The sequence below is a fragment of the Streptococcus mutans genome, from assembly GCF_006739205.1.
In the GTDB taxonomy this organism is placed as follows: domain Bacteria; phylum Bacillota; class Bacilli; order Lactobacillales; family Streptococcaceae; genus Streptococcus; species Streptococcus mutans.
Window position 1 is genome coordinate 1,581,877 of the sequence record NZ_AP019720.1, and the last position, 19,360, is coordinate 1,601,236.

Here is a 19,360-nt window from a genome sequence, read left to right on the forward strand (position 1 = left end):
AATTTCATCCTAATCAGTTCTAAAATAATTTTGCTAGAGAGTCTTTGAGGCTATCTAATCCATGTAAAAGATTTGATAGCAGCGATTTATCCATAAAGAAAATAATTAAGATAAAAACAAGAAATGATATCAACGTAACATAGAAATTATTTAAAGTTCCAATAGAAACCTTGATATTTTTTAAGAAAGCTACCAATAAAACAGCTAAACTAATAATACTTAAAATCGTTAAATAAACACATACTGTTTGAATAGAATGAATGGCTGGAACTTCTTTGATTAAACGAGAAACAGAAGACAAACCTTCAGAAGGACTAGAAGCAACTGTTTCAAATGAAGATGCAATTTGATAGGCATATTTACTTGAAACCACTAATTTATCTGATGTGAAAAAACTGACAACTAAAATTAGAAAATTAACGACTGCTAACAATGGTGTATAAGCAACATATTTTCCTAACAATTCCGTCACATTCTCTTGAGATTTTGAAGCAAATTTGTTAATGAATGCTGGCAAAACAGCCAAAATGGCATAAGCAAGGAAAATAATGAGAGTCACAACAATGACTTTACTAAAACCAAAATTGGTACGAATGGCATCTTCAATCATAGAAAAAGTCTCTGGTTCTTTGAGCTTCAGACTCTCACCACTGACTGTCATATTAATAATAGAAGTAAAGATTCTATTGATATAATTGACCAGACCAGCTGCTAAAAGAACAGCAGCAAGAAAGAGTGTGATTAAACCATAAATAAATTGACTATTTGAAGACTCGGCAACAGGATGCTTCAAACCTTCTAAAAACCAACTTAAATAATTTTTCCCCTTTTCTTTTAACTGTTCTACCTGCTGCTTAGAGTTAGCAGTGTTATTTGAATGAGCAAGGGGCATTTGTTCTTTAGGATAAGCTATCGGATCAGTCTCAATTGATGAAGCTTCTTTTTCTTCTACAACTTCAGCAACCGTGTCGTTACTACTGCTTTCTTCAAAAGCTACGTCTGTAGTAGCGTCATCTTGAAATTCTCCTGTGGCTAAAGCCTCTGCAATCTCTTTAGCAGACGGCTCACGACCATTAATGGCTTCAAAATAATCCAACCAATCCTCTTTATTCATTTCAATCTCCTTCTCTGAATATTAAAAATATTACAAAATAATTATAGCATGGGAAACTTACTCTGACAAGGCTATAAAAAAAGCCAACCCACTTAATGAATTGACTTATTAGTATTAATTCTATTATTTTGCTTCAATAAGACCCAAATTACCATCTTCACGACGATAGAGAACATTTGTTGTATTATCATTAGCATCTGTGTAGATGAAGAAATCGTGACCTAAGAGATCCATTTGTAAACGAGCCTCTTCGATATCCATAGGTTTTAAAGTAATGTTTTTGGTTCTGACAACCTTTATAGCTGGAGCCTCTTCCATCTCTTCTGCTTCAAATTCAGCTGTAAAGACATGTGCCGCTGGTTTCTTTTCACGATGCTTCTTAGCAATTTTAGTTTTATTTTTACGAATCTGACGTTCAATCTTATCAACAACTAAATCAATAGAACCATACATATCTTGTGAAACATCCTCTGCACGAAGAGTAACGGGAGCAAGAGGAATAGTGACTTCAACTTTAGCTGTTTTCTCACGATATACTTTCAGATTGATACGTGCATCCAACTCTTGTTCAGCATTGAAATACTTTTCAATCTTCTTGAGTTTAGACTCAACATAGTTACGGATTGCATCTGTTACCTCGATGTTTTCACCACGAATACTATATTTAATCATAAGTTACCTCTTTTCTCGCGCTTAAGCGCTTTCTTCATTATTATTATATCGCTTTCATGAAAATTTGCAAGTTTTTTATTACCTTGCTAAAGAAAAGGATTTTATTGTTTTCACACCATTTTCACGCAATAATTGACTGGCCAATTGAATTGTCATACCCGTTGTATAGATATCATCAACTAGCATCACTTTATCAGGTAATTCTTTATGTTTCCTTAAATAAAAGTTTTGTTGAGTCTTTAGGCGTTCTTGACGTGTTTTACTTGATTGTTTTACACTACCATCTTCTTTGCCTAATAAATCATGATAAGACAATTTTGCCTCATCTAAAAAAGCTTGCACTTGATTAAAACCACGATTCTCTAAACTTGAAGAGCTGAGTGGAATGGGAACCAAAGTATAATTAGTATACTCTCTTAAGGCTTCTTTAATAGGCTTTATAAAGACCTTTCTTAAAAGATAATCCCCTTGAAATTTGTAAGCACTGAAATAATCTTTCATAGCTTGATTGTAACAAAAGAGAGCCTTGTGATGAACCTCCTTTTTGAGATTTTGCCATTTGTGGCAATCTTGACAGATATCTCCTTCTCCCTCCTTATAACAATTTAGGCAATGTTTTTCAGATATGAATTGAAATTTCGCAAAGCAAGGTGGGCAAACAAAATCTCTTGAAGTTTTCAAGAAGAAAATAGAATAGAAATAATATTTACTCTCAAAAGGCAAGTGACAAATGAGACAGTTCATGCAAAACCTCCTTTTTTGTTCATAGTCTTGATTTCCATAATGGCCTTTTTCATGGCTCTGTTCATTCCATTATGAAAGAAAAGTAATTTTCCATCTGGTCTATCGGCAGAGCGTCCCACACGACCAGCAATCTGTACCAGAGAACTTTTGGTGAACAGATAATGGTTGCTCATCATGACAAAAACATCTACACAAGGAAAAGTGACTCCCCTCTCTAAAATCGTTGTTGAAACCAAAATTTGTGTGTTTCCTTTTCTAAAATTTTCGACTTTTTCTAAACGATCTGTTGTCAAGCTGGAAACAAAATCAATTTTCTCATTTGGAAGATAGGTTTGCAGTGATTTAGCAAAGGTTAAACCATCTTCAATATTCGGAAAAAAGATCAAAAGAGGGAATTGAATCTGCCTTTGAATTCTTATCTGCTGTAAAAAAGAGCGCGGTAATTTACCTCTTTGTAATCTTTCAAGAGATAAATTCAACCAAATTGGCTTGGGAACAACTAAGGGATTGGCATGAAATCGTCTGGCTAAATGCAGTTTTTTTAGCTTCCCTTGCTTAACCTGTTTGTCTAATTGGTCAGTCGAAGTTGCAGTCAAAAATACTTTGACACCATCTGATTTCAGACAATGATCTACAGCATAATAGAGCATCTTATTGTCAACAAAAGGAAAGGCATCTACTTCATCAATAATTAACAAATCAAAAGCTCGGTAAAATTTCAAAAGTTGATGCGTGGTTGCAATCACTAATGGACTGCGTTCATAAGCTTCTGACTCTCCATACAAAAGACTGATAGGACAAGAAAAGTCACGACTTAAACGTTTATACAGTTCTATGCAGACATCAATGCGAGGACTAGCAAGTGCAACCGCACCCCCTTGATTGAGAATGCTGGCCAGAGTTTCATAAATCATCTCCGTTTTGCCTGCACCTGTTACAGCATGAATAAGCATATTTTCCTTATGGCAAACACTCTTTTTTAAACCACGGGAAACTTCCTGCTGAAAAGGGGTTAATTGCCCTTGCCACCTTAAGACCTGACCCTTTGGAAAAGGCTTTTGCTCAAAATAATAAAGACTGTCCCTGTTAGTAAGACGTCCAAAGACAAGACAAGCTCGACAGTAGATAGATCCATCCGGCAAAGCATTACCAAGATTGTTCTGACTGCCGCAACGATTGCAGATAAAGTAATGCGGTTTTTTTATCATAGCTGGCAAGATTTTAGCTTGCTTTTTCAAATCACTGTTCATTTGATTCTCGGTCAAGAGGCGGCCATAATAATTCTCTAAATTCTCCATCACCTTTCTTATTCGTAAACAAATAAGAAGAATTGACTTGCAGCTTTTCAAAAAAATGTGTACACTTTTCCTATGAACTATCGAACAATCGCCAAAAACGGCAGCACTGAAGAAACTATTAAAAAATCACGATTTATTTGTCAGGCAAAAAGAATCACTAATGAAGCAGAAGGACGTGATTTTATTACTCAAATCAAAAAAGAGCATTACAAGGCACGACATTCATGCTCAGCTATGATTATTGGCGAAAACAGCGATATCAAACGATCCAGTGACGATGGTGAGCCCAGTGGAACTGCAGGCATCCCTATGTTAAGTGTCCTCGAAAAAAAGCAATTGACAAACCTTGTCCTTGTTGTAACACGTTATTTTGGTGGCATCAAGTTAGGAACAGGCGGACTGATCCGAGCTTATTCGGGTGGAGCTGCTAATACGCTCAAAGCTTTAGGAATCGTTGAAGTCAAAAAGCAGACAGGTTTGCGGTTGGAATTAACCTATCCACAATATCAGACCTTTGCTAATTTCTTGAAGGAACATCAACTGCAAGAATATGATACCGATTTTTCAGTGACTGTTAACACTACTATTTATGTGGATAAGAAAGATATTGAGTTCACCCTTGACCAACTTACTGAGTTTTATCAAGGAAAACTTAAAAGCCATGTTGCTGGTAATCAAATTATTGAAGTTCCCGTGATATGATTTCCTTATCACGGTGATAAATAATTTATATTTTACAAAGCTTATTTTTCAGCCTATACTGGAAACATATTAAATTTGTGAGGTATTATCATGGCAAAAATTTATAACAACATTACTGAATTAATTGGCAATACACCTATTGTAAAACTCAACAATGTTGTTCCTGAAGATGCAGCTGATGTTTATGTTAAACTTGAAGCTTTCAATCCTGGTTCTTCCGTTAAAGATCGGATTGCTTTAAGCATGATTGAAGATGCTGAAAAACGTGGTCTCATCAAATCTGGAGATACCATTGTCGAACCGACAAGTGGTAATACAGGTATTGGACTTTCATGGGTCGGCGCTGCCAAAGGTTACAATGTCATTATTACAATGCCTGAAACAATGAGCGTTGAACGCCGCAAAATTATACAAGCTTACGGTGCCAAACTCGTATTGACACCAGGAAGTGCTGGTACTAAGGGTGCCATTGACAAAGCTCACGAGATTGCCAAAGAAGTTGGTGGTTGGGTGCCTCTGCAATTTGACAATCCAGCTAATCCAAAAATTCACGAATTGACAACAGGTCCTGAGATTCTGGAAGCATTTGGTTCACATGGACTTGATGCTGTCGTTGCTGGTATTGGTACTGGTGGTACGATTACTGGGATTTCACGTGCCCTTAAAAAAGACAATCCTGACATTAAAATCTATGGATTGGAAGCTGATGAATCTGCTGTTTTGTCAGGTGACAAACCGGGGCCCCATAAAATCCAAGGTATCTCAACAGGCTTTATCCCAGCTGCATTAGATACTCATTCTTATGATGAAGTTATCCGTGTTAAATCTGATGATGCTTTGGCTACTGGTCGCTACTTCGGCGGTAAGGAAGGATTCCTACTTGGCATCTCCGCTTCTGCTGCTGTCTGGGCCGCACTTGAAGTCGCTAAAAAACTCGGTAAGGGTAAAAAAGTCTTGGCTATTGCACCTGATAATGGTGAGCGTTATCTTTCAACCGCACTTTATGAATTTAACTAAGAAACCTGTAACATTTATGTCATGCTGACCTTCAAAGTTGCACAGAAAGAAAAAAACAAAAGAGTATCATTTATATAACTCCCTTTACTGTAAACAGCGAAGAACAAAACTTCGTTAAAACACAAGAAAGGGAGCTTTCTTATACCCAAAAACGCGAAATTAGTCTACCTCAAACGTTTTCCAACACAAAAAATAATCTGATTCCTCTTGCATTTAGGAATCAGATTATTCTCTCAAGCTTTTATTATATCACTGTCTGCTTGTCAGAAAGTTATTTCATTTAATCTTTTCTTTTTCGTCTTCAGTGCCATTAATTGGTAAATATTTCGTTTATTATTTTAATGATCTAGTGTACTGATCTACTGCTAAGAGTGCATTGGCAACATCACCTGCCTTAATTTCAAATGGCATTTGATGAATCGTTTCGCCTTCAATTGTAGCTTGTTGGCCAATCTTTAGAAGTTCAGAATAGTCAGCATCTCCCAAGTGCATTTCTTCTAAAGTCGTTGGCATGCCAATTGCTCTATAAAAATGAATATACTTATCAATTTCTTCTTTTGGACGATTTTCAAGAAAGAGTTGCGTTAAGGTTCCATAAGTAACTTTTTGACCATGTGTCAGATGATGAATATCTCCCGTTAAGGCTGTAAAACCGTTATGAATAGCGTGAGCTGCGGCCAAACCTGCACTTTCAAACCCTAAACCACTTAATAAGGTATTAGCCTCTATAACATTTTCAAGTGCTCTTGTCACTACTTTTGCTTCACAAGCTGCCAGCGCTTGTAGACCATCTGCAAATAAAGTACGCTCACAGGCTTGGGCAATAGCAAGGCTAGCTAAAGTTTGCCCTGCACCAGTCATTGTTTGCCCATTTTTTTGAAGCACAGCTCTTGCTTCTACCCAAGTAGCAAGTCCATCTGCAATTCCCGAAGCCAGTAGAATAACTGGAGATTTACTGATGACTTCAGTATCTACTAAAACAAGATCTGGATTTTTGGAATAGAAAATGTATTTTTCAAAAGCACCTTGGTCAGTATAAATGACGGACAAGGCTGATGTTGGAGCATCTGTCGAGGCAACTGTAGGAGCAATAATAACAGGTATCTCTAATAAATCAGCAATGGCTTTAGCACTGTCAATCGTCTTTCCCCCACCAAGACCAATAATTAAATCATTTCCCTTTTCTTTAGCTATAGCAACAACGCGATCAATTTCGTTTATTGAAGCTTCACCATTAAAGGCTATACGATCTACTATCAATCCTTCTTGGTTAAGATAAGTTTCGAAACGTTTACCAACAATATCATAAACGACATTGTCTGTTAAAAGGATAGGATGAGAACCCAAATTAATAATAGCTTTTGCATTTTCAAATAAAGCTTTTTCACCCTGAATATAACGTGATGGGCTGGCAAAAATTTTCATCATGAAACCTCCTTCTAAAGTAAAGTCCTTTTATTTTTTAAATATAAGGACGTCCTTGTGTGCTTTCCCAATCTGCTGCAAAATCATCAACAGCTTTTTGAATGGATGGATTGGCAAAACCAGCAGCAAAAATATCTGCACCAGCAGTAACGGCTTTAGCACCCGCTGCTAAAGCCTTGGCAACCTGAGTAACATTTTTAAAGCTTGCTGCCAAGATTTTTGCAGAAGCTTGTTGACACTCAATAGCCTGAGCAAGTTGACCAATCACCTCAATTGGGTCTATATTAAGATTTTCCATACGATTATAGTAAGGGGCAAGATAGTCTGCGCCAGCTTCAATGGCTAAAAGGCCTTGAAAAACTGTATAAATAGCCGTAGCAGTGATTTGAAATCCTTCTTCTTTTAGTTGCTTCATCGCTGTTAAGCCAGTTGGAGAGACAGGCACTTTAACATAGAGATTGCCGCCAAGTTCATCTTGAAGTTTGTGGGCATCTTTAATAATCCCTTCCACATCTGCCGCAACCACTTGTGCATGAATACTTGGTTCTTCACCAATAATGGTACGAACCCTTTTCACTTGCTCAAAAAAATCAATTTTTCCTTCTTTTTTAGCAATTGATGGGTTGGAAGTTACCCCAGCTAATGGTAGGATTGCTGCCCATTTTTCAATGTCTGCTAAATTGAGTGTATCAAGCATAAATTCCATTTTCTTTTCCTCTTTTTCTCAAAGTGCATGTTCTGTACGAGCGATAATATCGTCTTGAGTTGCTTTAGAAAGAACATTGAAGAAGGCTGAGTAGCCCGCAACCCGTACAATCAAATCGCGATGTTTCTCAGGGTGCTTTTGAGCATCAATCAGAGTTTCACGAGAGACAACATTGTATTGAATATGATAGCCATGTAAACGATTAAAGAAAGCTCGAAGAAGTGCAATGAGTTTTTGCTTATCTTCTTCTTTTGATAAGGTTTGTGGATTTACTTTTTGATTGAGAAGGACACCTCCAACAATTTCAGCGGTTGGTAATTTAGATACTGATTTGAGTACCGAAGTTGGACCGTTTTTATCCATATTATGAGATGGTGAACAGCCTTCTGCAAGCGGTGTCCCTGCATGACGGCCATCCGGAGTTGCTAGTGTTCCACGTCCTTGACCAACATTAGCTGAAATGGATGATGTTCCTGAATAACGAATACCACCGATTGGGCCTCGACCATAGCGTGTATTTGGATATTTAGCGATTTCATCAACATAAACATCGTAACAATCACATACCAATTGATCGGCATAATCATTGTCATTGCCGTACTTAGGAGCGTCATTAATCAGCATTTGACGAATTTCTTCGCCACGTTCACCAGCATAATCCGATTGCAAAGCTTCCCAAAGTTCAGCTGTTGTTAAGCGTTTTTCTTCAAAAACTAATTTTTTGACAGCTGCAAGAGAATCTGAAAGGTTAGCAATCCCAACTTGAAGTCCAGAAATATAGTCGTAAATGGCACCACCTTCTTTTAAATGTTTGCCACGACCAATACAATCATCTGTCAAGGCAGAACAAAGAATATCTGGAACTTCCCGTTCCAAACTGAGGTCAATAGCGTTTTCGACAATAACACTCATACGCGTCAAATAGCGGAGCGTCTTATCCCATGCAGACTTAAGATCTTCGTAAGATGTCATATCGACAAAATGCCCAAATTCAGGCGCAAAGCGTTTGCCAGAAGCTGGATCAATACCATTGTTCATGGTAATAAGCAATATTTTAGGAAAATTCATATAACTCATACCCGTACAACGATAGCCCCATTTGCCAGGAACAGCCGTTTCAACACAGCCGATTGCTGAGTAATCGTAAGCGTCTTCTTCTGCCACACCCTTAGCGATGAATGATGGAATAATAATTTCATCATTGTTAAAGGCCGGCATCCCAAAACCAAGTTTCATGACCTCAATCGCCTCATTCATAAAATCAGGGTTGAGACCAGCATGATAACGAACCGTCAAATTTGGCTGTGGTAAATGTGTCTGCGCAACAGATTTCAAAACAAGGAAAGATAAAGGATTAACTGCATCCTTCTTAGCGCGCGTCTGACCTCCAACAGTGACATTTTGATAAAGCGGTGAGCCAGCAGATGAAAAAGTATGTGCTTGACTGCGAACCTTGTTGATGGTAAGTGTCTTAATCCATAAATTGGTCAAACGTTCAACAATGGAGTCTTCCGTTTCACGACCTGCTTCTAAATCTGCTTTAACATAAGGATACATGTATTGATCGAAACGCCCGTAAGAAAGGGAATGACCGTTTGATTCAATTTGCAAAATACATTGGATGAACCAAACCGATTGCACAGCTTCTGCAAAGGTGCGTGCTGGATAATAAGGCACCCGTTCACAAATGGCTGCAATCTCCAGTAATTCTCTTCGGCGCTTAGCCGCTGCAGTTTCTGCCATCTCTTTAGCTAAAGTTACAAAACGTTGGGCATAAGTTTTGACTGCGTCAATTGTCACTAAAATAGAATCATAAAAATGATATTTATCGATACTAGCTGGGTCTGTTAAGTCAAGATCGGCCTTAGCTTCACGTGTCCGTTCTTCAAAACCGACAAGTCCCAATTCCAGCAACTTTTGATAATTGACTGCTAAATGAGCATCACCAGAATTCATCTTGCCTTCCATACCAAAGAAGCCTGTTTCCATATAGACCTGTACTTCATCTGGGAGCATCGCACCTGCACGAGCACGCAAGTTATTATTTTCCCAAAAAGGGGCAATGTCACGAATCTGCTTTTTGGTTTCTTCTGTGATATAGAAAACGTCACCGTCACGCTTTTCAAAGAGGTCCAATTCATTCAAAACAAATTCGAGTGTATATTCCGGAAAGATTGGAGCATCTTTATCACTAGAAGCTTGATTTCCAACAATCATCGTCTCATCATCAATATAGAGCGACATTTTTTCTAAAATGTTTTTAAGCATGTAAGCCCTCTTAAGGACATTTGGTTTTTCTTGATGTTCTTTATAGGCTTCTGTAGCAAGTATGGCACGTTCGGCATCAATATAAGGCTTTTTATCAAGTACCTTATCACGATAACTGTACATGCGTTCCGTCAAATAACCAAAGTGTTTTTGAGAATTCTTTTGAACATCATTTGTGTACTTTTGAGTTAAAAGCGGAATTACCATTCTCCTTCTCCTTTTTTATGTTCGTAATAATTATATTTTCTTTCGAAGTTATAATAACACCAATTTTAATAAAATGCAACCATTTTTCATAAAAGACAGTCTGTATTTAAAGAAAAAGACCAGTTTTTACAAATGAAAATACTGATCCAATTTTACCTTTTATTAAGAATTTACAGTCAATATCATAAAGACATGTCTCCTTACGAATAACTGTTTTTTCTTGTTATTCACAACCGTCTCATATCATGCTTTAATTGACCAATTTTAGATTAATATGATTAGCTATTAAATGCTCACGTCTTGCTTCTGAAATGGCAGAATCTGTTATGACTTGCGAAACTTGACTCAAAGTAAATTGATTGACCAAACTACGCTTAGCAAATTTACTTGAATCTGTTAAGACAACCAATTCATCAGCAGATTCAGCCATATATTGAACAACTTCACATCGCATCATGTCTTTTCCCATAAACCCTAACTCATCGTCAAAGCCATCCGTTCCTACAAACAACTTTTCAACATGAAACAGCTTAAGCATTTCTTTTAGCAAGGGGCCAACAGTTACTTCAGAATTAGGTTGATAATTACCACCAAGTAAAATCACTTGACAAGAATCATACTTTCGAATGTAAGTTGCAATAAAACAAGAATTGGTAATAATTTTGACATTGCGTCTACTTTGACAAATAGCTTCCGCTAACAAAGCACAGGTTGAACCTGATTCAATCATAATGGTTTCATTGTCACGTACCAATTCAACTGCCTTTGCAGCAATACGCTTTTTGATATTATAGTTGTAAGAAAGCCTGACATTTAAGTCATCACCACTATTTAATACTGCATAACCGTGCTCACGATGCAGCAATCCTTTGCTTTCCAATTTATCTAAATCTTTACGAATAGTTACTTTCGATACGCCTAATTTTTCAGATAAGGTATTAACATCTATTTTTTTCTCCTGAGAAACTAAGTTAATAATCTCATCTAAACGTTTCATAATAATCACCTCTAGATTTATTTTACCAAATAGAATATAAAAAATAAAGCCAACAGCATTACGTTCGTAATTGATTTTGTTTCGTTTTTCTGATAAACTGATTATAAGTTGAAAAAAAGAAAGGCAAAAATATGACTAGCGAAAAAGGAATTATCTTTAATATCCAGCATTTTTCCATCCATGATGGCCCTGGTATTCGCACAACTGTGTTTTTAAAGGGTTGTCCCTTACGCTGTCCTTGGTGCTCTAATCCTGAATCTCAAAAATATAAACCCGAACAAATGCTGGATGCCGAAACAAAATTACCAATGATTATAGGGGAAGAAAAAACAGTGGAGGACATCATATCAGAAGTTAAAAAGGATATTGATTTCTATGAGGAATCCGGAGGTGGTCTCACGCTGTCTGGTGGTGAAATTTTTGCCCAATTTGAATTTGCCAAGGCCATTCTTAAATGTGCCAAAGAAGAAGGACTCCATACAGCCATTGAAACAACAGCTTTTGCCGAGCATGAAAAATTTACCGATTTGATTCAATATGTTGATTTTATTTATACTGATTTGAAACATTACAATACTATTCGACATCGCAAAGTAACTGGTGTCAATAATAATTTTATCATCCAAAACATTCATTATGCCTTTACGCACAAAAAAACGATCGTTTTGAGAATTCCTGTCATTCCTGATTTTAATAATTCCTTAGATGATGCTGAACACTTTGCAAAACTTTTTAATGATATTCAAGTAGATAAAGTCCAACTGCTTCCTTTTCATCAATTTGGAGAAAATAAGTACAAATTCCTCAATCGGAAATATGAAATGTCCGGCTACACAGCTCTTCATCCGGAAGACCTTTATGATTACCAATCTGTTTTTCTAGAACATGGCATTGACTGTTATTTTTAAAAATATAAAATAAAAAACTGCATCTTTAAGTTTTGGATTTTTCTGTCCAACTTAAAGATGCAGTTTTTTAACGAACACTTAATCCTTAGCTTGATTATCACTCTCATCTTGATCCTTTTTCAAATAATCAAGATTTTCTTCAACCCAGATTGGTAAATGTTCTTCTAAAGGTTTAAAACCAATATTTAAACGATTATTAGAAAAACGATGGCGATGTTGGTAATGATGTTTTTCTTCTTCCAAAGTTCGCAAAGAAAGACTGGCTTTTTGACTATATTCATCATAATCAACGACTTGAACAAGAACTTCTTGACCAACCGATAATGTCTGATAAATATTATCAATATAACCCGTTTTGATTTCTGAGATATGGATGAGACCAATTGAGCCATTTTCTAATTGGACAAAGGCACCGTAAGGCTTAATTCCTGTGATTTTTCCTTTTAGCTTATCCCCTATTTTCATCATCAATCACCTCGATGCTCTCAATCACAATGTCATCTATAGGTTTATCAGCAACTCCTGTATCAACATTAGCAATATTATCAAGAGCTTCATAAGAAGCTTGATCAACTAGTTGACCAAAAACGCTATGACGGCGGTCAAGATGCGGTGTTCCTCCATTTTCGGCATAGGCTGCTGCAATTTCCTTAGGCCAACCGCCACGTTCTAATTCTTTAGCGCTATATGGAAGATTCTGATTTTGAACAATGAAAAATTGACTCCCATTGGTATTTGGACCTGCATTGGCCATAGAAAGAGCGCCTCGAAGATTGTAAAGTTCCTCTGAAAATTCATCTTCAAAACGCTCACCATAGATGGATTCACCACCCATACCAGTACCAGTTGGATCGCCACCTTGAATCATGAAGTCTTTAATAACACGGTGGAAAATCACACCATCATAGTAGCCATCCTTAGCTAAAGCAACAAAATTGGCTACTGTTTTTGGGGCCTGTTTAGGGAATAATTTCACCTTTAAATCGCCATAATTCGTTTTGATAAGAGCCATAGGGGCATCATCATTAGTCACATCTAATTGTGGAAATTGTAATTCTTTTTCTACCAAACCTAATTCCTCCAAGGCATACAAAATGCCATCTTCTTCTACATTTTTTGTAATAAAATCAGCTTTCTCTTTTAAATCACCATGACCATTGCCCATGGCAACTTTGAGACCAACATAATCAAATATTTCCATATCATTTGGTCCATCACCAAAGAAAAGAACATTTTCTGGTTTTAAATGGACTTTTTTTAGAACATGAGCAAGTCCTGACGCTTTGGAAATACCATTCTTAATAACATCTGAAGAATTTTCATGCCAACGTACCAAACGGACATCTTCTTTCAATTCATCTGAAAGTTGTAAGCTGTCACCCACATCCTCAAAGGTCCACATATGATAAACCTCATGATTTTTATAAAAATCGGGTTCAACAGGACAAAAACCATAAACAGGGACTAGAGCCTTATCAACCAACTCTGTTCGTTTTGAAACAACAGCTTTGTCTTTACCAGCAAAACCATACTCAATACCAATTTCTTGGCACCAAACAACATATTTTTCAATAATATCTTTAGGAATTGGATCATTAGATAATTCTTCACCTTTATGATTAATCACATAGGAACCATTAATGGTGACAAAAAAATCTGGATTTAATTGACGAATTTCTGGAACAACACCGTAAGGTGCCCTCCCTGAAGCAATACCAGTTAAAATATCCTTTTCTTGTAAGCTTTCAAAGACTTTTTTGATTGAATCAGGCATATAACCCGTATCTTTGATGCGTAAGGTATCATCAATATCAAAAAAGACGGCTTTTATTTTTTTGGCTTTGTTTTTTATTCTAAGATCCATTGTTCTCCTTTTTTGAATAACCCATTTTATTATAACACAGAGTCTAATTTTCGTCCTGTGGCACTAAATGATGCTGAAAAGCATAGACAACGGCTTGGGTCCGATCATCAACTTGTAATTTCGATAAGATATTAGAAACATGTGTTTTGACAGTCTTCAAAGAAATGAAAAGCTCATCAGCAATCGTTTGGTTATCATAACCCTTAGCAAGTAAAGCCAAAATGTCTCGTTCACGCGCTGTTAAATCTTCATGCAAATCAGGATTATTATGATGATCCTTGATTTTCTTATCAACTTCTGTTTCAATCGCTAAATCTCCCTTAGCTACTTTTTGAATGGCATTCAAAATTTCAGCTGCACTGGAAGTTTTCAACATATAACCTTTAGCACCTGCTTCAATGACAGGATAAATTTTTTCGTTATCTAAATAACTGGTTAAAACTAGAATTTTGGCTTCTTTCCAATCTTTTAGAAGTTCAAGAGTGGCTTCTACACCATCCATTTCTGGCATAACCAAGTCCATGACAACAACGTCTGGTTTTAATTTTAAAGCCAAGTCAATACCTTGACGGCCATTGCTAGCCTCACCGATAACTTCTACATTATCTTGTAAATTAAGAAAACTTTTCAAACCCAATCGAACCATTTCATGATCATCAACCAGTATAACTTTTGTTTTACTCATCAGCATCTCCTTTCATTATTGGTACATGGATATCCATAACAACCCCCTTATTTTCAGCACTTAAAAACTTTACTGTCCCAGCTAAATCATTAACGCGATCTTCGATGTTTTTCAAGCCGTAACTCAAATCTCGAACGACATCCATATCAAAACCAATACCATCATCAATCATCTTCAGCTGAACTTTTGAAGAAGTTTGATACAAATAAACTTCTAGACGACTAGCCTTGGCATGTTTAAGAGTATTGCTGATAAATTCTTGAGCAATTCGGAAAAAATTGCTTTCAATCGTTTTAGGAAGTTCCCCAATATCTTCCTTATAAACAACCTCAATATTACTCTTATCAGTTAATTCTCTAAGAATCATAGCAAGTCCTTCTGAAAGTGTCTTTCCTTCTAATTCTGTAGGACGCAAATGCAGTAAAAGGACTCGCAAGTCATTCTGAGCATTGTTGAGCATATCTTCAATAGCTAATAATTGTGTCTGCAGTTGTTTTTTTTCCAATTGATCAAGATTATGAGAAACACCTGACAAAATCATAGAAGAGGCAAACAGTTCTTGACTCACTGTGTCATGTAAATCTCGAGCAATGCGTTTTCTCTCCTTTTTGACAATTTCCTGACTGCTGGCAATATAGGTATTTTCCGTCTTTTGCAAATTATTAGTTAACTGCTGCATTTTACGAGAAAGGCGATTAACGTTTTTCCCTAATTCGGTATCATCTTCCTGTGTGATGGTCTGATTAAGCAGAATGCGTTTCAAATTTTGGTTGAGGTGGCGTTTGCTATTATCATCTAAAATCATCCATACCAACAGTAAAAGAAAAGTCAAGGAAATAAAGGCAGCAAGAAGCGATAAAATAAATTGCTCAAGAACAAGCCAATCAGCTAACAAACTTTTCAAATCAAGATTAAGACTGTTAATAATGACAAAAACAATGGAAATGATGGTAACTGCCGCGTATAAAAAAATCATTAAGATCGTCTTTTTTTTCATATACGTTCTACCTCCACCAAGCCCGCAATGACATTGATGATAATTTTTACAGATTTGGTTCTTCCATCTATATGATCAGACAGTCTAATTTCCTCATTGCGCAAATCATATTCTGGTGCATCAAAAAAGCGAACATAGCCATAGATGCTGCTAACATCCAAACTAACTGAGACATCAACAGGAACTAAAATCTTGGTAGGTCCGTAAACTTTACGAATCATGACCACATTATTTTGTTCACTTACAATGACCTGACTGAGATTAATCACATCACTTCCGCTGAGACGAATAACATTGATATCATCAAAAGCATAGGTATCTGTTTCCACATGTTCATCATTACCAATCCACTGATGTGGTTTTTTAGTCACATCTAAACCTTCTTCTTGCAAGGTTAATAAAGCGTAGCGATTCTTCTTTTTGACTTGAGCAAAATGATTAATCATAACATAAAGGATTCCAACAAGTACCGCAGCAATTGTATAAGGATTGAGCATAAAAATAAGAAAAAGTAAAAGTAAACTAGCTGTCAATAAAAAGTCATTTCGACTGCCTAAACGATAAAATCTCAAGGCTAAAAGAGTAATAACCACAATCAAGATAAAACTTGAGAGATTACTCGCCAGAATAGTCATAAAAGCTAAAGCAATTAAGATAGTTTCAACAACCAAAAAAAATTGAAATTTTCGCATAAGGCTTCCTTCAGTTCTACAATTATTAGTCATTGTATCAAAATTTAGGATAAATTTCACCCCTTGATCTAGACCAGATAACACTAAAGATAAAGAGAATTTTTCAAATATCAAAGACGCCATAGCTTAGTTATCATACATCAATCTTATACAGTCTTAATCCTAGACGGATACAAGTTTGATAACAAAAAAGTTATCTCTTCAAACAAGGAGGCTGAGGCAAGAACCTTAAACTTATAAATATAATAACTACAACATATGAGTATATCTGCATTAGATAACATTATTATCAACAGATCATAAACATAACTTGAATTGACATGATGACCTAATAACATCATATAATTAACCGCCTATATCATTCAATAGTTCGAGCCATGATATATAAAAACAAGGATTGAGAAGATTCTTCTCAGTCCTTGTTTTACCTATTTCTTTATTTAATGTGAAGTTGTCGTCGCACTTGAACTAGAGTCTGTCGAGGCTTCGCTTGATGTTGTTCCTTCACTGTTCGAAGATTCAGACGACGACGAACCAGAATGAGAGCCACCTGATGTTGAAACATACAAGATAATATCATCATTAGATGACAGACTGACAGTATTACCATAATAAGGACTTTGACCGACAACGAGTGACGAAGATGATGGTGATGAAATTTCTGATGAGTAATCGCTGGCATCATAAGCTTTTATACGGCTTGAAGAAATCCCCATAGCTGTTAAAGTACTGACAGCCTCTTCATAAGTAGAATTTTTAAGATTTGGCATAGTGACTTTGACAACCTTGAGAGTTATTTTTTTATCACTGCTAGGATGATAGGTCTTTCCGGGTTTTGGTGATTGACCGATAACAGTTCCACCACTGTAGTCATCAGATGAAACTTCCTTAAGAACAATACTGTCCCTAGAAACACCATAATTATTAGTCAAATTATCAATAGCATCCTTGTAGTCTTGACCGGTATAGTCCTCCATCTTAAATCCCTTAGCACTAGCTACAAAAATATCAACACTAGAACCTTCACGTTTTTTACTGCCTGCACTTGGATTAGTTCTTACGACCTTTCCAGCACCAACGTTATCATCCTCAATTTTTTGAACGTCACCCACCTTAAGACCCGATTTTCTAATAATCATCTTGGCCGTTGATAATTTATCTCCTGAAACGTCAGGAACTGAAACAGTACTCGGTTTTGTCAGAACCAGGTAGGTCAAAACAGCAATACCAATGGCAACTAATATAAAGAAGATTTTAAAGAAACGAGCTAAAAAATGTCTTTTTTTCTTAGGCTTAGGTTGTGGTTTGGTTTTAGGCTTAGATTTATGATCTACTTTATCCTGATTGGAAGTTTTATTTTTTAAGGACTGAGCAGCTAAAGAGTTTGCTGCTGCCTGTTCCAGTTTTGGTAGTGGTTTTGTATCTGAAGCATCACTGAAAACAAGCTTTCTTTCACGGCTGCGATTCGGCTGCAGAGACGTTCTTAAATCCTGCAACATCTCCTGCGTTGAATGATAGCGGTCCGTTAATCGTTTAGCTGTTGCTTTAATAACAACATTTTCAAGAGCTTGAGGGACATTTTTATTCTCAGCAATAATAGATGGTAAAGGCTTTTGAAAATGCTGCAAAGCAATTGTAACAGCACTATCGCCATCATAGGGAATATGCCCTGTCAGCATTTCAAAAAGCATAATCCCCATTGCATAGATATCACTTTGAACAGTAGCCTTAGAACCACGCGCCTGTTCAGGAGATAAGTAATGTACTGAACCCAGCATTGAATTGGTTTGGGTCAAACTCGTTTCAGCAAAAGCCACAGCAATACCAAAGTCTGTTACTTTAGCCGTTCCATCTTTGGTCAGTAAAACATTTTGAGGTTTTAAATCCCGATGAATAATACCCTTTTGGTGGGCAAGAGTCATAGCAGAAAGAACCTCTTTCATGATTCTAATGACTTCAGCATTTGATAAAGGAGCGTGATCTTGAATGTATTTCTTCAAGTCGGCGCCATCAACATATTCCATTGCAAGGAATTGCTGACCGTCTTCTTCTCCAATGTCACGAATGGCTACAATATTAGGATGATTAAGTTCTGCCATGGCACGTGCTTCCCGCTGAAAACGTGTCACAGCAACCTGATCTGTCTGATAATTCGTACGTAGAACCTTAATGGCCACTTCCTCATTATCTAAAATCAAATCATTAGCTAAATAAACATCCGCCATCCCACCTCGTCCGATAGACTGGAGAATCCGATAACGACCAGCAAATAATTTGCCAATCTGAATCATTGATCTCCCTCACTTTCGGCGTGAATTAAGGCTACAGTGATATTGTCAAGCCCACCTGCATCATTAGCTAATTGAATCAAATGCTTGGCTTTTTCATCTAAGTCCTTTGTTTCATCAGTTAGAACAGCAACAATAGCTTCATTCGAAATCATATTCGTCAAACCATCACTATTAACTAAAAGATAATCATTTGCTCCTAAGGTTTGAATACCAAGATCTGGTTCAACTGGACTAGCTTGTCCAATAGATTGTGTGATAATATTGTTTTGAGGGTGGCTAGCAGCCTCTTCTTCTGTTATTTGGCCAGCCTTAACTAATTCATTGACTAGAGAGTGATCACTAGTCAATTGCGTATAAACCCCATCGTGAATTAAACTAATTCGTGAATCACCAATATGAGCAAAAAGAACATTATTTTCAATGATAACTAAGGCTTCAATAGTTGTCCCCATACCTTGAAAATCATCTGTTTGACCCAATTCATAAATCCGACGATTAACTTTTTCGATATTATTAACCAGCCAATCACGAATTTGTCCTAAGTCCGTTAAGTCTGTATTAATCCATTCGCGCCCCAAATCAGTAACGGTCATCTCACTGGCTATATTTCCAGCACGATGACCGCCCATGCCATCTGCCAATACAATCAGTGTATGCCCCGCACGATTATCAAATTTATTGATAAAATCTTGATTATTAGAACGCTTCTGTCCAATATCTGTAAAAAGGGAAATTTTCATATGCTCGTTGTCTGACAAGGTCAGCCTCCTCCT

Annotated in this window: 18 protein-coding genes; 3 read left to right on the forward strand and 15 right to left on the reverse strand. The window is 36.7% G+C overall.

Translation table 11 applies throughout. The features are described from left to right. Positions 1-19: 19 nt before the first annotated feature. The 4 genes from FNL60_RS08015 to FNL60_RS08030 all read right to left on the reverse strand — a co-directional run bounded on the left by FNL60_RS08015 (position 20) and on the right by FNL60_RS08030 (position 3,828). Complete coding sequence (locus FNL60_RS08015) at positions 20-1,114, reverse strand: hypothetical protein (protein WP_002266342.1); 1,095 nt, start codon at positions 1,112-1,114, stop codon at positions 20-22. Between the two features lie 123 nt (positions 1,115-1,237). Next, on the reverse strand, positions 1,238-1,786 hold the full coding sequence (gene hpf / locus FNL60_RS08020; RefSeq protein ID WP_002263024.1) for a ribosome hibernation-promoting factor, HPF/YfiA family: 549 nt from the start codon (positions 1,784-1,786) through the stop codon (positions 1,238-1,240). Positions 1,787-1,864: 78 nt separating this feature from the next. Further along, positions 1,865-2,530 carry a ComF family protein gene (locus FNL60_RS08025; protein ID WP_002270131.1) on the reverse strand — a complete coding sequence of 222 codons (666 nt, stop codon included), beginning with the start codon at positions 2,528-2,530 and terminating at the stop codon, positions 1,865-1,867. Then, positions 2,527-3,828 carry a DEAD/DEAH box helicase gene (locus FNL60_RS08030; RefSeq protein WP_002279927.1) on the reverse strand — a complete coding sequence of 434 codons (1,302 nt, stop codon included), beginning with the start codon at positions 3,826-3,828 and terminating at the stop codon, positions 2,527-2,529. The genes FNL60_RS08025 and FNL60_RS08030 overlap by 4 nt, the downstream gene beginning before the upstream one ends. A 72-nt stretch (positions 3,829-3,900) precedes the next feature. Here FNL60_RS08030 and FNL60_RS08035 point away from each other — a divergent pair, with 72 nt between their 5' ends. Both FNL60_RS08035 and cysK read left to right on the forward strand, forming a co-directional pair. Beyond that, positions 3,901-4,530 carry a YigZ family protein gene (locus FNL60_RS08035; RefSeq protein WP_002263027.1) on the forward strand — a complete coding sequence of 210 codons (630 nt, stop codon included), beginning with the start codon at positions 3,901-3,903 and terminating at the stop codon, positions 4,528-4,530. A 90-nt stretch (positions 4,531-4,620) separates the two neighbouring features. Then, positions 4,621-5,547: a cysteine synthase A gene (gene cysK / locus FNL60_RS08040; protein WP_002279926.1), complete on the forward strand. Its 927-nt coding sequence runs from the start codon at positions 4,621-4,623 to the stop codon at positions 5,545-5,547. A 333-nt stretch (positions 5,548-5,880) separates the two neighbouring features. Here cysK and FNL60_RS08045 read toward each other — a convergent pair whose 3' ends face one another. The 4 genes from FNL60_RS08045 to FNL60_RS08060 form a co-directional block, all read right to left on the reverse strand. After that, entirely contained in the window at positions 5,881-6,972 is a 1,092-nt protein-coding gene (locus FNL60_RS08045) for a glycerol dehydrogenase (protein ID WP_002263029.1), read from the reverse strand. A gap of 37 nt (positions 6,973-7,009) precedes the next feature. Beyond that, entirely contained in the window at positions 7,010-7,678 is a 669-nt protein-coding gene (locus tag FNL60_RS08050; protein WP_002279925.1) for a fructose-6-phosphate aldolase, read from the reverse strand. 18 nt (positions 7,679-7,696) lie between these two features. Continuing rightward, positions 7,697-10,153 (reverse strand): glycyl radical protein, encoded by a 2,457-nt coding sequence (locus FNL60_RS08055; RefSeq protein WP_002279924.1) that lies wholly within the window; start codon positions 10,151-10,153, stop codon positions 7,697-7,699. A gap of 250 nt (positions 10,154-10,403) precedes the next feature. Further along, the gene (locus FNL60_RS08060) at positions 10,404-11,150 is read right to left on the reverse strand and encodes a DeoR/GlpR family DNA-binding transcription regulator (protein WP_002263032.1); all 747 of its coding nucleotides are present in this window, start codon (positions 11,148-11,150) and stop codon (positions 10,404-10,406) included. Between the two features lie 131 nt (positions 11,151-11,281). On the opposite strand from FNL60_RS08060, the gene FNL60_RS08065 reads away from it, so the two are divergent. Further along, on the forward strand, positions 11,282-12,058 hold the full coding sequence (locus FNL60_RS08065) for a glycyl-radical enzyme activating protein (protein ID WP_002263033.1): 777 nt from the start codon (positions 11,282-11,284) through the stop codon (positions 12,056-12,058). Positions 12,059-12,136: 78 nt separating this feature from the next. Here the strand turns inward: FNL60_RS08065 and FNL60_RS08070 are convergent, their stop codons facing one another. The 7 genes from FNL60_RS08070 to FNL60_RS08100 all read right to left on the reverse strand — a co-directional run bounded on the left by FNL60_RS08070 (position 12,137) and on the right by FNL60_RS08100 (position 19,327). Then, complete coding sequence (locus tag FNL60_RS08070; protein ID WP_002263034.1) at positions 12,137-12,523, reverse strand: S1 RNA-binding domain-containing protein; 387 nt, start codon at positions 12,521-12,523, stop codon at positions 12,137-12,139. After that, positions 12,507-13,922 carry a Cof-type HAD-IIB family hydrolase gene (locus tag FNL60_RS08075; protein ID WP_002263035.1) on the reverse strand — a complete coding sequence of 472 codons (1,416 nt, stop codon included), beginning with the start codon at positions 13,920-13,922 and terminating at the stop codon, positions 12,507-12,509. The genes FNL60_RS08070 and FNL60_RS08075 overlap by 17 nt, the downstream gene beginning before the upstream one ends. A 43-nt stretch (positions 13,923-13,965) precedes the next feature. Further along, positions 13,966-14,607: a response regulator transcription factor gene (locus FNL60_RS08080; RefSeq protein ID WP_002263036.1), complete on the reverse strand. Its 642-nt coding sequence runs from the start codon at positions 14,605-14,607 to the stop codon at positions 13,966-13,968. Next, positions 14,600-15,604 (reverse strand): envelope stress sensor histidine kinase LiaS, encoded by a 1,005-nt coding sequence (gene liaS, locus FNL60_RS08085; RefSeq protein ID WP_002272573.1) that lies wholly within the window; start codon positions 15,602-15,604, stop codon positions 14,600-14,602. The genes FNL60_RS08080 and liaS overlap by 8 nt, the downstream gene beginning before the upstream one ends. Then, positions 15,601-16,296 carry a cell wall-active antibiotics response protein LiaF gene (gene liaF, locus FNL60_RS08090; protein WP_002263038.1) on the reverse strand — a complete coding sequence of 232 codons (696 nt, stop codon included), beginning with the start codon at positions 16,294-16,296 and terminating at the stop codon, positions 15,601-15,603. The genes liaS and liaF overlap by 4 nt, the downstream gene beginning before the upstream one ends. A gap of 440 nt (positions 16,297-16,736) precedes the next feature. After that, positions 16,737-18,587 (reverse strand): Stk1 family PASTA domain-containing Ser/Thr kinase, encoded by a 1,851-nt coding sequence (gene pknB, locus FNL60_RS08095; protein ID WP_002263039.1) that lies wholly within the window; start codon positions 18,585-18,587, stop codon positions 16,737-16,739. Then, complete coding sequence (locus FNL60_RS08100; RefSeq protein WP_002279923.1) at positions 18,584-19,327, reverse strand: Stp1/IreP family PP2C-type Ser/Thr phosphatase; 744 nt, start codon at positions 19,325-19,327, stop codon at positions 18,584-18,586. The genes pknB and FNL60_RS08100 overlap by 4 nt, the downstream gene beginning before the upstream one ends. Between the last annotated feature and the right edge of the window lie 33 nt (positions 19,328-19,360).

Coding starts and splice junctions, on each gene's coding strand:
- FNL60_RS08065 (WP_002263033.1), top strand. CDS start 11,282: ATGACTAGCGAAAAAGGAATTATCTTTAATATCCAGCATTTTTCCATC.
- FNL60_RS08015 (WP_002266342.1), bottom strand. CDS start 1,114: ATGAATAAAGAGGATTGGTTGGATTATTTTGAAGCCATTAATGGTCGT.
- hpf (WP_002263024.1), bottom strand. CDS start 1,786: ATGATTAAATATAGTATTCGTGGTGAAAACATCGAGGTAACAGATGCA.
- FNL60_RS08075 (WP_002263035.1), bottom strand. CDS start 13,922: ATGGATCTTAGAATAAAAAACAAAGCCAAAAAAATAAAAGCCGTCTTT.
- FNL60_RS08030 (WP_002279927.1), bottom strand. CDS start 3,828: ATGGAGAATTTAGAGAATTATTATGGCCGCCTCTTGACCGAGAATCAA.
- pknB (WP_002263039.1), bottom strand. CDS start 18,587: ATGATTCAGATTGGCAAATTATTTGCTGGTCGTTATCGGATTCTCCAG.
- FNL60_RS08035 (WP_002263027.1), top strand. CDS start 3,901: ATGAACTATCGAACAATCGCCAAAAACGGCAGCACTGAAGAAACTATT.
- FNL60_RS08025 (WP_002270131.1), bottom strand. CDS start 2,530: ATGAACTGTCTCATTTGTCACTTGCCTTTTGAGAGTAAATATTATTTC.
- liaS (WP_002272573.1), bottom strand. CDS start 15,604: ATGAAAAAAAAGACGATCTTAATGATTTTTTTATACGCGGCAGTTACC.
- FNL60_RS08060 (WP_002263032.1), bottom strand. CDS start 11,150: ATGAAACGTTTAGATGAGATTATTAACTTAGTTTCTCAGGAGAAAAAA.
- FNL60_RS08080 (WP_002263036.1), bottom strand. CDS start 14,607: ATGAGTAAAACAAAAGTTATACTGGTTGATGATCATGAAATGGTTCGA.
- FNL60_RS08050 (WP_002279925.1), bottom strand. CDS start 7,678: ATGGAATTTATGCTTGATACACTCAATTTAGCAGACATTGAAAAATGG.
- FNL60_RS08100 (WP_002279923.1), bottom strand. CDS start 19,327: ATGAAAATTTCCCTTTTTACAGATATTGGACAGAAGCGTTCTAATAAT.
- cysK (WP_002279926.1), top strand. CDS start 4,621: ATGGCAAAAATTTATAACAACATTACTGAATTAATTGGCAATACACCT.
- FNL60_RS08055 (WP_002279924.1), bottom strand. CDS start 10,153: ATGGTAATTCCGCTTTTAACTCAAAAGTACACAAATGATGTTCAAAAG.
- FNL60_RS08070 (WP_002263034.1), bottom strand. CDS start 12,523: ATGAAAATAGGGGATAAGCTAAAAGGAAAAATCACAGGAATTAAGCCT.
- FNL60_RS08045 (WP_002263029.1), bottom strand. CDS start 6,972: ATGAAAATTTTTGCCAGCCCATCACGTTATATTCAGGGTGAAAAAGCT.
- liaF (WP_002263038.1), bottom strand. CDS start 16,296: ATGCGAAAATTTCAATTTTTTTTGGTTGTTGAAACTATCTTAATTGCT.